7 protein-coding genes are annotated in these 13,478 nt (G+C 66.2%); 3 read left to right on the top strand and 4 right to left on the bottom strand.

What is annotated here, in order from left to right:
• Positions 1-11: 11 nt before the first annotated feature.
• The 4 genes from ACOCMM_RS10600 to ACOCMM_RS10585 all read right to left on the bottom strand — a co-directional run bounded on the left by ACOCMM_RS10600 (position 12) and on the right by ACOCMM_RS10585 (position 8,517).
• The gene (locus ACOCMM_RS10600) at positions 12-2,438 is read right to left on the bottom strand and encodes a molybdopterin-dependent oxidoreductase (RefSeq protein ID WP_419553125.1); all 2,427 of its coding nucleotides are present in this window, start codon (positions 2,436-2,438) and stop codon (positions 12-14) included.
• Positions 2,435-3,523, bottom strand: a complete 1,089-nt coding sequence (locus ACOCMM_RS10595) for an LLM class flavin-dependent oxidoreductase (RefSeq protein ID WP_419553124.1) — start codon at positions 3,521-3,523, stop codon at positions 2,435-2,437. The genes ACOCMM_RS10600 and ACOCMM_RS10595 overlap by 4 nt, the downstream gene beginning before the upstream one ends.
• A 230-nt stretch (positions 3,524-3,753) precedes the next feature.
• Positions 3,754-5,334 carry an HNH endonuclease gene (locus ACOCMM_RS10590; RefSeq protein WP_419553123.1) on the bottom strand — a complete coding sequence of 527 codons (1,581 nt, stop codon included), beginning with the start codon at positions 5,332-5,334 and terminating at the stop codon, positions 3,754-3,756.
• A gap of 672 nt (positions 5,335-6,006) precedes the next feature.
• Positions 6,007-8,517: a CoA transferase gene (locus ACOCMM_RS10585; RefSeq protein ID WP_419553122.1), complete on the bottom strand. Its 2,511-nt coding sequence runs from the start codon at positions 8,515-8,517 to the stop codon at positions 6,007-6,009.
• Positions 8,518-8,614: 97 nt separating this feature from the next.
• Between ACOCMM_RS10585 and ACOCMM_RS10580 the strand changes: the two genes are divergently transcribed.
• The 3 genes from ACOCMM_RS10580 to ACOCMM_RS10570 all read left to right on the top strand — a co-directional run bounded on the left by ACOCMM_RS10580 (position 8,615) and on the right by ACOCMM_RS10570 (position 13,425).
• The gene (locus ACOCMM_RS10580; protein WP_419553121.1) at positions 8,615-9,781 is read left to right on the top strand and encodes an acyl-CoA dehydrogenase family protein; all 1,167 of its coding nucleotides are present in this window, start codon (positions 8,615-8,617) and stop codon (positions 9,779-9,781) included.
• A 101-nt stretch (positions 9,782-9,882) separates the two neighbouring features.
• A complete protein-coding gene (locus ACOCMM_RS10575) occupies positions 9,883-11,505 on the top strand; it encodes a carboxyl transferase domain-containing protein (protein WP_419553120.1) in 1,623 nt (540 codons plus the stop codon).
• A 33-nt stretch (positions 11,506-11,538) separates the two neighbouring features.
• Positions 11,539-13,425 (top strand): acetyl/propionyl/methylcrotonyl-CoA carboxylase subunit alpha, encoded by a 1,887-nt coding sequence (locus ACOCMM_RS10570; protein WP_419553119.1) that lies wholly within the window; start codon positions 11,539-11,541, stop codon positions 13,423-13,425.
• Positions 13,426-13,478 lie beyond the last annotated feature (53 nt).

Genomic DNA, 13,478 nt, shown 5'->3' with positions numbered 1-13,478 from the left:
GGGTGAACACGTCAGTGTGATCGGTGTGGGGTCTGATTGCCCGCAGTTGCACTGCTGTGTCGAAGTGGCAAGATTTCCGGCGGTGTGTAGGACGCGACCGGCGGCGGCTTGTCTTCGTATCGCTCCACCTCGACGAGGCACGTGTGCGCCGAGGGTCCCTGGCCCAGTCGGCTGGTGCCGACGTCCGCAGTGAGTGTGTTCGGATTGCCCGCACGGCAAGTGCCATCAGGCGCAGGGTCGTACCAAGCGCCGGTGGAGAGCTGAACCGCTTCAGGGAGGAGCGAGTCGTCGAGCACGGCACCGGCCAGGCAGGCGCCTCGATCGTTGTACAGCCGCACCACGTCGCCGTCCGAGATGCCGCGGGCGGCTGCGGTTTCGGGGTGGATGCGCACCGGTTCGCGGCCTGCCACTTTCGTTGCCTGGCTGGGCGCCGCATGGTCGAACTGGCTGTGCAGTCGCGCCACAGGCTGATTGGAAACCAAGTGGAGCGGCCAGCGGTCACTGCCGGCACCGCCGAGGCGCTCGAAAGGCTCCATCCACGCCGGGTGCGGCGGGCAGTCGTCGTAGCCGTACTCAGCGATCTTGTCGTTCCACAGCTGGATTCGGCCGCTTGGCGTGTGTAGCGGCTTGCCGTCGGGATCGGAGCGGAATGCTTCGAGAAACACCTGCTCGGGATCACCCATCAACGCCATGCCCGGTGCCATGACGTAGCCCTCTCGTCGGAACTCTTCGTACGGCGGTGCCTCGGGATCGGCCGCGCGATGAATCTCGTAGATGACTTCCACCCACTCATCGGCCGTGCGGCCCTCGGTGAACTGTTCTCCAAAGCCCAAACGCTCAGCCAGACGAGCGAAGATCCAGTAGTCGTCCCGTGACTCCCCCACCGGCTCTGCCACCGCGGCCATAGCGATCAACATGGTCTCGGCACCGCCGATGTCGTTGCGCTCGAGCGGCGTTGTTGCCGGCAGCACGATGTCGGCACGACGTGCCACGGACGACCAGAACGGCTCCTGGACGACGATCGTCTCGGGTCGCTGCCACGCCTGCATCAATCGATTGAGGTCTTGGTGGTGGTGGAACGGGTTGCCGCCGGACCAGTAGACGAGTCGGACATCGGGGAAGCGCCCCGTGCGCCCGTCGAAATCGAACGGTTCGCGCGGTCCCTCCAGCATCTCGGTGATACGTGACACAGCGATCGTCGGGGGCCCGGGCTGGCGCATCGGCACCGGGAGCCCAGGGATGCGGGCACGCGTCTGCCCGGCACCGGTGTTGCCCTGGGTGCCGAAGCTGAAGGCGTATCCGCCGCCGGGCAGACCGACTTGGCCGAGCACGCATGCCAGTGCAAGCGCCATCCAGTACGGCTGCTCGCCGTGGTGAGCTCGCTGGGTGGACAGGCTCAGATTCACGAGGGTGCGCTTGCGAGCCATCTCGTGGGCGAGCGCGATGATGTCGCTGGCGTCGACGCCGGTCACCTCTGAAGCCCATTGCGCCGTCTTCGGCGTGTCGTAGTCGACTGCATTTGCCCACGGCGTGGGACCGCGCCAGTCGCCGCAGGCTGCCGCGAGGCCCCCGCCGAGCACGTGGGCTCGCAGCCGATCCCAGCCGTGGCAGTAGGTCGTCAGAAACTCCTCGTCGGCGAGGCCGTCGGTCACGAGCGTGTGAATGATCCCTGCCATAAGGGCCACATCGGTGCCGGGCCGTATCGAGAGCCAACGCGCATCGGCCGACTTGTCCAAGTCGTCGCGCAACGGCCCCACGTTGAGGAACTGCACGCCCGCCTTGCTTGCTCGGGCAACCCAGTCGTTGTGATGATGTGGGCCCTGACCGCCATAGGTCACGTGGCTGTTGCTGGCACGCATGCCGCCGAAGCACACGAATAGCTCCGTGTGCTCGCAGATCACCGACCACGAGGTCTGCCGTGCCAGCCCGGCGTGGTAGCCAGTGCCGACCATGTAGGGGAAGATCGCCTCAGCAGCGGCCGACGAGTACGTGCCCTTCTGGTCGGTGCAACCGCCGAAGAAGCGCATGAAGCGATGCTGTTGGCTTGAGGCAAGACCGAAGCGGCCCGCGGATCCCCACCCGTAGGACCCGCCGAAGACAGAGGCATTGCCGTGGTCGTCGCGCACCCGGGTCAGCTCTGCGGCCACCAGGTCGAGTGCTGTGTCCCACTCGACCTCCACGAACGGGTCGTCGCCCCGCAGCTCAGTGGCCGCCCCGGGTCCGTCGCGCAGCCACGACTGCCGTACGGCGGGTCGCATCACTCGGTTCTCGGCGAAATGGCGCAGTGACTCCCCGAGGTGCGACGGCTCGGGATCGGTGGGATGGCCACGTACGGCTACCACTTCGCCGTCTCGCGAGTCCACGAGGAAGGACCCAAAGTGCGTTCCGATGGCTGTCGTGCGCACGCCTGCGGTGGGGATATCGCTTGCTGCGCTCACGCCGATGCCGCCGCAGTGTCGGCTTGGGGGGTCGCATCCCGGGTGTTCGCTCGCTGTTCCCAGGCCTCGGCCAACAATTCAAGGCTGGTGATTCGCTCGGGGAGCCCGAACGTCGACGTGTGAATCATCAACTCGCCCGCTCCGGTGGCGACAGCAAGCTCGGCCAGACTCGCCGCAGCGTCGTGGGGATCCCCGACAATGGCATTGGTCGGCATAGTGGCTGCACGCTCCCACTCTGGATGCGACATCGCCTCGTCCGGTGGCAGCAGCGGCCAGAACCTGCCAGTGCGGATGCCCCACCGCCGCAGCAGCGACGGCGCAGCGTGGTACTGGGCAGTGGCAGCGTCGGCCGCTGTGACCAGTCCGACGCTCACGATCACGAACGGCTCGTCGAGTACCGGTGAGGGCTGGAACCGCTGGCGGTAGAGATCCAAGGCCCCGAGCACACCGTCGCCGTCGAAGTGATGTGCGAAGGCAAACGGCAGGCCTAGGTACCCGGCCAATTGCGCCGAGTAGCCGCTCGAACCCAGCAGGAGCACCGGCGGCGCCGACGTGGCCTTCGGGGTAGCGCGGAAGTCGATCCAGGGTCCTTCTGTGGTCCGCACATCGCCGAGATATGCCATGAGATCGATGAGGTGGCTCGGAAAGTCGTCCACTTGCCAGGGGTCGGGTACTGCACCGTCTTCGGTGGGACCCCGCACAGCGGCGGCGGTGATGCGATCGCTGCCAGGTGCTCGCCCGACACCGAGGTCGACGCGCCCGGGATGCAACGCCTCGAGCATCGCGAACTGCTCAGCGACGACGGCCGGGCTGTGATTGGGCAGCATCACACCGCCCGATCCCAGCTTGATCCGTTCGGTGTGGGCAGCAAGGTGCGCCATCAGCACAGCGGGCGAAGTGCTCGCCACGGTGTCGATGTTGTGGTGCTCCGCGACCCAGAACCGCTCATAGCCCAGCCGGTCAGCCGCACGCGCCAACTCCGTGGTCTCGTCGAGCGCCTGCGCGCTCGTGCCGCCCTCCGAAACGGTGGCCAAGTCCAGCACCGACAGCGGCAATGCCTGCACAGAGTCGTCCGCAGAACTCACAGCCTCAGGCTAAGAGGCCGCTCGAAAAGGTGTGCCCGCTGTGGAGGCGGCAGTGCCCTCTGCTCCGGGAATCCAGCAGCACTCAGATTCGCACCCGTCCGTATCTCTTGAACATGCGTCGTCCACGCTCGGATCGCTCAGGGTTGGGGATTGGTTCCAACCTCGCAGAGTTCCCTGCCGCCTCCACAGCTATGACATCTGTGCCTATCCGCGGATGCTCTGAGGCGTGGTCATGGGCTGCGGGAGGCGACGGGTCCTCGGGCGGGCGGTCCGGTGCCTTCGGGTTCGGGCGGTTGCAGGCGAGGTCGTCCGTCGGGTGGAGTGCGGATCTGGCGGTGGTGTTGGTGGAGGTCGGTGTGGCAGTCCCAGCACATTGATGCGAGGTTCGGCATGTCGGTGGGGCCGCCGTGTTCGTGATAGTCGATGTGGTGGGCCTCGGTGTGCTCGGGTGTGAGTGCGCAGCCGATGCAGCCTTGGTCGCGTATGGCGAGGATGAGCCGCTGGGCGTCGTTGGCGTTGCGGGTGCGCCCGAGTGCCAGCTTGGACCAGTCTGATGTGAACACTGCGGGCAGCACGTTGGCGCCGACGGCGTGCTCGGCGAGCATCTTGGCCGAGATAGGCGTGCCGTCATCGAGGCGGGGGTTGACGAGCCGGTTGTTGACGATGTCGTAATCCGCGACGATCACCAGGCTCGTCTTGGCCCGGCGGATGTTGGTTGTGCCCGCGATGAGGTCGCTGATCGCGTCGGCGGTGAGCTGCGCACGCGTCGGCACGCGCCCAGCGCCGCTGTCGGTGTCGGTTTCGCTGTTCGCGTCGAGCTCGCCAGCAAGGGTGCCACTGCCGTTCGCGCTGGTGTTGTGGGCGCCGTCGTCGGCGCTGTCGGTGTTCTCGGCGCGGCGTCGCAGAGATCGCACCATGGCCTGCAGGGCGATGTTGACCTGGCGTCCCGCGAGGAAGTCGAACTTGCCGTTGAGATGCCACATGCCGTCGTCGCCGAGCTTCATCGACCCCCAACGCTGCGCGCGCTGCTGTGCGAGCTCGGCGTCGATCGGGCTGAGATTCTCGGCGGCGGCCTCGGCTTCGAGATCGGCGAACACCTGCTGGCTCTGATAGGCGAGCGGGTGGCGGGCCACGGTGTCGGAGGGATAGGCCCGGCACTGCTCGATGAACTCCGCTTCGCTGCGACGGTGCTTCTTGGGCGCCTCTCGGGCGATCACTTTCGCATGGGACATGCCGATCTCGCCGGCTCGCATCGCGTCCAGCGTCGCTGTCATGCCCTCGGTGACCAGGCTCTCGGCCAGGCGGGCCTCAGTGCGTGCCTGCGACGCGTTCAGGCGCGTCTGGTCACGCAACACAAATGCCGCTGACTGCGCCCCGTTGCGCGATGCGAGCTCGGCTACCGCTGCCAGGTAACGGCCCTCCGCACGTGCTCGCTCAGCGGCCAGCTCGACCACGAGATCTTTCAGATCGCCGTAGCCCAACGACCCCAAGCTGTCGCTCTCATCAAGGCCGGACCGAGCCTTGGCGGTGTCGCCGCAGCCGGCCGAGGGCTCGGGCACCGCACCGCTACCACTGCACCGCAGCGAACCGTCCCGCCCGGCAACAGAACCCGCCATGCCGCCCGCATCACCCGGCGACCCAGCCGCATCGGCCGCATCGGCCCGGCCCTGGTGCGAGTTGTGGTGCGACTCGTCGAAGCGCCAAATGGCCGCCGGATCCGGCCACGCCGGCGCCGAACCGGCAGTGTCGAAGCCGGTACCGGCAGGCTCCGAGCCGTCGGCGTCGAGCCGGTACAACAGGTCGGCGAACATGACAATAGCATACATATGTACGCTGTCAATCACAAGCAAATATGCACCCGAATTTCAGGAAATCTTCTCGGGAGGAGGTACGAGAATCAGGCCCCATCACCCCCGTCGATTAGCAGAATGCTGCAAGAGTCGGTTACCTCGCCGCCGGTCGACTCACCGACCAGCGGTCTTGCGTTCGCTAGTCGGCGATCTCGGCATCTATTCAGCAGTCTGCTGGAGACGATCCCAGTAATTGGCACGGGCTTCACTCGGCTCGTGATACGCATTTCTTCGCTGGTAGTCTTCATGCAACGGATGGAAGCACAAGACCCCTATACCAGATCTGGTATAAGAAAAAGACCAGCCTCTGGGGCACCCCCTAAGCGCTATCAGGGCTCTCGTCTCTGACCATGTCAAACCTTGGCATGCACTTCTATCGGTATCATAAATACCGCTATTACCTCTATGGGCACTTATCATTTCTCCCAAGGTTGCCAGACCCTCATTACTCCCCATAGTTCTCGCGAAGACTATAATTTCCTGACGTACTGCAACCCAATCTGGGCTGGGTAATACGGGTTCAGTTACTACAGTGATCTCCTCAGATTCTTCAGTCTCGTCCGGTTCAGTTCCCTCCGCCTCGTTCTCGCCGCCGGATGGCTCGGTTGAGGTGCTTGTTCCGGCGGTGAGCTCTCAACCCAATGCGCCCGCGGCGGCGGCGTCAGCAATCTGCTCGTCGGTGAGCCCCAGTTCAGCGCTCAGGACGTCGAACGTGTGCTGGCCGAGCATGGGCGCTGCAAACCTTGGTCCGTGGTCGTAACCGGCGATCTGGTACTGGTGACCGGAGTAGGGCACGGTCCCCATCCGGGGGTGCTCCAACCACCGGTGGAAGCCGCAGCGCGCATACTGCGGATCTGCCAGCAAGTCGCTGCTGCGCTGCACCATGCCCGCCGCAATCCCAGCGCCTGCCAGCAGTCGTTCCAGTTTCACGGCGTCCTGGGTGACCGTCCAGGCGGAGATCTCGTCGTCGAGCCCATCGTGGGCTGCGAGACGGCCCTCCAGCGACGACAGCTCGGCCGCCTGCGCCCAGCGCGGAGCGCTCAGCTCCACGAGCGTCTTCCATTGCGCATCGTCGGCAATCGTGATGGCGCACCACCGATCGTCGCCCTTGCACGGGTACACGCCCTGGGGTGCCACATCGGGACTCCGGTTGCCGTTGCGGGTCGCCACCGTCCCGCTGTCGGCATAGTCAGCCAGTTCAGGTGCCAGGAATTGCAGGCCGCATTCGAGTTGTGCCGCTTCGATGACACAGCCCTCGCCCGTGCGGCGCCGGCGATCCAGCGCTGCGAGCAGCGTGGCGGTGATGATGCGCGGCGAGATGGTGTCGGTGTAGGCCAGATACGGCCCGTCCGGTGGCAGATCGGGCCATCCCACGATGGGATAGAAGCCGGCGATGGCCGCAGCGTGATATCCGAAGCCGCCCATTTTGGACAGCGGACCGCCGCTGGCCAGGAGCGACGTATGCACCACGATGGCGTTCGGGTTCAATTCGGCGATGAGCTCATCGTCGGCGATGTTGCGATCGAAGGTGCCCGGCGTCCACGATTCCACGACCACATCGGCCCAAGCGATCATCCGGCGAGCGATGTCGACGCCGGCAGGCGTCTTGAGATCGATGTCGATGCTGAGCTTCGACGTGTTGAACGTTCCGAAGAAGTGCGCCATGTCGACATCGATGACGCCGTCCTTGAACGGCGGATTCGCACGCAGACCGTCGATGCGACCGGCAGATTCGATCCGCACGACCGTTGCGCCGTGATCTGCGAGGGATTTCGCCGTGATCGGGCCGACTCCGATCCAGCTGAAGTCCGCGACCCGCAGCCCGGCGAAGGGCAACTCGTCGTTCCCGACCTTCCAGGCAGCCGGTTCCCCCGCCGACTCCGGCGGCTCGGCCACGCCAGCAGTTCGAGTGGTCTCGCCAGCCCGGGCAGCTTCCGCCCGGATCTCAGCGCCGTGCTCGTCGAGCAGCGGCGGCTGTCGCCGCCTGCCGATGCGAACGCCGTCGATGGTCGCCGGTCCGCCGGGGAGTTCCACCTCCGACGTCCCTGCAAGCTCTACGGGACGCCAGAAATCCCGCGCCCGCAGGTGTTCGAATTCGACCAGATCAGCCACCGTGTGAACCGGAGCGATGGTCTCGCCCAGCTCCACCGACCGCTGCAAGAGCTCAGCGTTGGTATGCCGCTTGCACAGTCCCACCATCGCCTCGTAGAGCTCATCGAACGTGCGGCTGACCGGCTCGCCCTTCGACGCGCGCAGGTCGTAGGTGTCCCAGTCCTCGGCATGCCAGCTCTCGTCGGCCAGCCCTTCTTCGATGTACCACTCGAGCAGCCGACCGGTCGCCACGCCTCGAGCAACACCGATCGCCCAGCCGTCCTGCGTGCGATAGCGCATCTGAAGCGGCGCAGCGAGATTCACCATGGTGCCCGAGCGCTGGAAGTCTCGGCCGCAGATGGCATGGGTTTCCATGGCGTTCAGCAGTGTCCACGTCATGGCGGCCTGCGCCGCCACGGCGACGTGCTGCGCGGCGCCGTCGACACGCATCCGGGCGTGTGCCATCAGCCCCGCTGCGGCGGCCTCAGCACCGGCGTGTCGCCATGCTTGGGCAATTGACGCCTTCACCGGGGCCCGCTCGTAGACGCCCTGCATGTTCGCGGAGCCACCGAGCGCCGCCAGGGACAGCTCCGAAGCAGCATCGGCGCTGCGAGGTCCGTCCAGTCCGAAGGGCGTGACCTGGACGTGAATGATCCGTGCGTTCAGCGAGCGAAGATCATCATGGCGGTAGCCGGCTTCGGCAAGGGTGCCGGGCACGCCGGACTCGTAGATGAAGTCGGCATGGCTGACGAGCCGTTCGAAGACAGTGCGATCGGCGGGATCTTCGAGGTCGAGCACGATCGCCCGCTTGTTGGAGTTGTACGCACAGAACTGCCAACTGCGCATGCCCGGCTCCGCGTCATCGGGTGCCCTCAACGGCAATGCCATGCGGGCTGGGGTGCCGCCCGGCGGCTCGATCTTGATCACGTCGGCGCCGAGCTCTGAAAGCATCCACGGCCCGATCTCGCCCCGATGATCGGTCAGGTCCAGCACCCTCAAGCCGTCCAGCGGAACCGTCGCAGCTACCGGGGCACTATCAACGTGTGCGTTCATGCGCCGTCCGTGGGCTGGTCGCCGGCCAAGTGCCGACGGGCATCGCCCCACGACGATACGCAGGCGCTCACCGCTTGGCTGCGGTTAGCGTGCCCGGATGGCCCACGCTGAGTCTCCGCTGCGCACGGCGGGACCTCCTGAGCTCAGCGGCGAACTGCTCGCCCGTGTCCGGGCCGGCGGCGCCGACAGCGACGCCGAACGAAATCCTGACCGGGAGATCCTGGCTGAGATGGGGCGCCGGGGACTGATGCGGATTCTCGTACCCGAAGAACTCGGCGGACTGGGCCGCCACCCTGGGGAGTTCATCGAGTTCACCCACCGGGTGTCCTACGAGCATCCCTCCACCGGCTGGGTCGCCATGACCTGCAACGAGGAAGCCGAGATCTTTGCAGCCCACCTCGAGCCCGAGACCGTAGCGAGCTTCTATGCCGAATATACCGATGTCGTCATTGCCGGCTCCGGGGTGCCGCGCGGCATCGTGAGCCAGGTCGACGGCGGCTGGAACGTCAACGGGCGCTGGACGTTCGTCAGCGGATGCACCGGCGCCGACTGGTGGGTGGTCGCCAATGTCGTCGAAGGCACCCAGCCCAAGAAGGTCTGCCACGTACTCGTGCCAGCCGATCCGTCATTCATCGAGGACACCTGGCACACCGTGGGCTTGCGTGGCACCGGAAGCCACGATGTCGTCCTGGACGACTGCTTCGTGCCAGCCGATCGCGCAGCGGTTGTCGAGAACTACTCACTGCCCAAGCCCAACGAGCATCCCTTCTACCGGCTGCCCTCCGGACTGCGGTTCCCGTTTCCCAAGACGGGCGTGGCGTCGGGGATCGCCCGCCGCGCCATCGACGAGTTCGCCGCGCTGGCTGACACGAAAACCCCGCTCTTCGCTAGCTCCAAGTTGGCGGGGAGACCCGACGCGCATGCTGCGATGGCCCGTGCCGAAGCCTTGCTCGGTGCCGGCCGGGCCTTCGTCGCCGATCAGCTCGACGAACTGTGGACGACGGCATCAGCCGCAGGCGAGGTCACGTCGCAGCAACACGCCCGGGCCCGCCTGGCGTGCTCGTGGAGTGTTCAGAACTGCATCGAGGCCGTCGAAACCCTCGTGACAGCCGCGGGCAGCACGGCGAACTTCACGGCATCGCCGCTGGGCGGCCTCCTGAACGACGTTCGAGCGGTGGCCGGGCACTTCATGGTGGGCAGCTACCAGATCGACACCGCGGGCCGAGTGCTGCTGGGTCAGGATTCCGGGGACCGCAACTTCTGACTTGCGAGCAGGCTTTCGCGCTGCGATCGATGGGACGTCCGAGGCGCGACCCGTACCATCATCGGCTGAGAAGGCAAAGAGCTGATGGACGGCACCGGCAGATGAGACAGTTCGCAAGCCGCATCGATACCCGTAGCAACGACTATCTGAAGAACGCCGCTGCCTACGGCGAACTGCTCGCCACGCTGCGAGATCGTCAGCAATTCGCCATCTCAGGCGGCGCTGGTCGGGAGCGCTCGATCGAGCGGCACCACGCTCGGGGCAAGATCCTGCCTCGGGACCGCATCGATCTGGTGTGTGACACCGACACGCCGTTCTTGGAGCTGTCCACGCTGGCTGGCTGGGAGCTCTATGACAACAGCGCCCCCGGAGCGGGGATCGTCACCGGCATCGGCGTGGTGTGCGGGGGGCCGTGGATGTTCATCGCCAACGACGCCACCGTCAAGGGCGGCTCGCTGCTGCCGGTCAGCATCAAGAAGCACGTACGCGCCCAGGACATCGCCGCCGAGAACGGCCTCGGCGTCATCTACCTCGTTGACTCCGGCGGTGCATTCCTGCCCCTGCAGGACGACATCTTCCCCGACAAGGACCACTTCGGCGGCAGCTTCTACCGGCAGGCTCGGCTCTCCGCGATGGGCCTGCCGCAGATCTCTGTGGTGCTCGGCGGCTGCACCGCCGGTGGCGCCTACGTGCCGGCGCTGAGCGACGAAGTCATCATGGTCGCCGGCATCGGGCGGATCTATCTGGGCGGCCCGCCAATCGTCAAAGCAGCACTGGGCGAGATCATCGAGCCCGACGACCTCGGCGGTGCCGCTCTGCACACTCGCGTCTCGGGCGTCTCGGACTACATGACCCCGGACGAGCGCTCCGCCTACGGCAAGCTGCGCGAACTATGCGCTGCTGTGAACCAGCGTCCGGTTGATCACCGGGAGGGCTGGATGTCATGGGCTGAGCCCGAGGTGCCTCTCTACGATCCGGCCGAGATCTATGGCGTCATCTCCGCGGATGACCGCATCGGCTTCGACGCCCGCGAAATCATCGCCCGGCTCGTCGACGGCTCTCGCTATGGCGAATTCAAGCCGGAATGGGGCAACGACATCACCTGCGGCTTCGCCCGCATCTGGGGTCATCAGGTCGGCATCATCGCCAACAACGGGATTATCTTCTCCTCCGACGCCCTCAAAGCCACGCACTTCATCGAGCTGTGCGAGCAGCGCCGGGTGCCGTTGCTGTTCCTGCAGAACACGACCGGCTACATGGTCGGCAGCGATTCCGAGGCAGCGGGCATCGCGAAGCACGGGGCCAAGATGGTGTCTGCGGTGGCAAACGCCACCGTGCCGCGTTACACGGTGCTCATTGGCGCCTCCTACGGGGCAGGGAACTACGGCATGTGCGGGCGGGGCTTCAACCCCAGATTCCTGTTCGCGTGGCCCAACAGCCGCATCGCCACCATGTCCGCCGAGACGGCACAGACTGTGCTCGTCGACATCAGGCTGGCCGGAATGCGAGGCGCCGAGACCACCGACGAAGAGATCGCTGCAATGCGGGCAGAGGTGGCCGACCAGTACGAACGCCAGAGCGACCCGTACTACGCCACAGCCCGCCTCTGGGACGACGGTCTCATCGACCCGGTCGACACGCGCGATGCCCTCGGGCTGTGTCTTGCGCTGGCAGCCCGCCAGGACGCCCCTGCCCCCGGCGGCGGCCTCGTGTACCGGATGTAGCTGGAGGCCGTCCCCTTTTGTGAGCCTGACGTCATGAAGCTGCTGGTCGCCAACCGGGGAGAGATCGCGACCCGGGTCTTCGCGACCGCGCAGCGCTTGGGATGGCGCACCGTCGCGGTGTGGGCCGAGCCCGACAGGGATGCGCCGTTCGTCCGTGAGGCGGATGAATCACGGTGCATCGGCCCTGCGGCGCTCGACCAGTCGTACCTGGACGTCAACGCCCTCCTGACCGCAGCAGCCGAGACTGGCGCCGATGCCGTCCACCCTGGGTACGGCTTCCTGTCGGAGAACGCGGGACTTGCGCAGGCCGTCGTGGACGCCGGGCTGACCTGGGTGGGCCCGAACCCTGATGCCATCGCCCAGATGGGCGCCAAGGTGGAAGCGCGAGCAATCGCAGAATCCGCAGGTGTCCCGATCATTCCCGGCGCCGCAGCCGGAGACCTGAGTGCCGCTGCCTTGCAGATCGGCTATCCGATGCTGGTCAAGGCATCGGCCGGCGGCGGTGGCAAGGGCATCCGCATCGTTCGTTCCCCGGACCAGTTTGAGGCTGCGCTGGCAGCGGCACGCACAGAGGCGCTGCGATCCTTCGGTGACGACCGGATCATTGTCGAGCGGTACATCGAACGTCCGCGCCATGTCGAGGTGCAGGTGGTCGGCGATCAGCACGGCAACGTCGTTCACCTCGGCACGCGCGACTGCTCCTCGCAGCGCCGCTACCAGAAGCTGCTCGAAGAGGCGCCGGCACCGAACCTTCCCGACGCCACCCGAGAGGGACTGCACGATGCTGCCGTGGACCTTGCCCGCCATATCTTCTACGACAACGCCGGGACGGTGGAGTTCATCGTCGACGCCGACACAGGAATATTCTTCTTCCTGGAGATGAATACCCGCCTGCAGGTCGAGCATCCGGTCACCGAGGGGATCACCGGACTCGATCTCGTGGAACTGCAGCTGCGCGCCGCTAGCGGCGCGCCTCTGGGCATCACCCAATCCGAGGTGACGTTCGCAGGCCACAGCATCGAAGCCCGCATTAACGCTGAGGACCCTGCCGATGGCTTCAGCCCCCGAGCGGGTCCGGTTCGCCACCTGAGCGTTTCCTCCGGTGTGCGCTGGGATTCAGCGGTGGAACTCGGCAGCGAGATCACGCCCTACTACGACCCTCTCATCGGCAAGCTCGTGGTCAATCGTTCCGAGCGGGCAGCGGCGCTCGACGCGATGAGTGACGCCCTCGATGATCTCGTGCTGGGACCGGTTCCGACCAACGCCGGCTTCCTGCGCTGGCTGGTGAACACGCCCCTGCTGCGTGATGGGGAGATGACCACCAACGTGATCGACTCGCTCGCCTCGGGCGAAATGCCCGCACCTCCGTCCAGCAGCGACGCCGCTGGGGTTGCCGCGGCGGCTTGGCTGGCCTCCCAGCAACGACAGCGAATCTCACTCGACAGCGGACCTTGGGCGGCTCTTGGACCGTTCCGGCTGACCGATCACCGAACACTGGCAGCAGTGCTGCTCAGTGACGCTGCGGGTGATCTCCACGAAGTCCCAGCGGCATCGATCAACGGCGCGGATGCGAACTCCGTAGTCGCCAGCAGCACCGATGCCGGCTCGGTGGCAGTCAACTTGGACGGCCACACGGTCACGTTCGATGTCCCCGATCGGTCCGACGCCTGGGCGCCGACGGCAACCGACGACACCGGTTCGGTTGACGCCGTCGCTGCACCGTTCCCCGCCGTCGTTGTCGAGGTGGCCGTCGTGCCCGGCGACGTCGTGGCCATGGGCGACACGGTCGTGGTGGTGGAAGCCATGAAGATGCTCCACTCGCTGAGCGCTCACGGGGCCGGCACCGTCGCCGATGTGCGCTGCACCCCCGGCGATGCCGTTGAGGCGAACCAGGTGCTGGTCAGCTTCGCCCAGCACTGAACGATCGGCAGAGTCACTCAAGAGGCACGCAGGAGAGGCGACGAATCCGCTTC

Origin of the sequence: Candidatus Poriferisodalis sp. (assembly GCF_965198245.1) — a bacterium.
Lineage (GTDB): Bacteria > Actinomycetota > Acidimicrobiia > Acidimicrobiales > Poriferisodalaceae > Poriferisodalis.
This window is presented reverse-complemented; position numbering and strand designations above follow the sequence as displayed.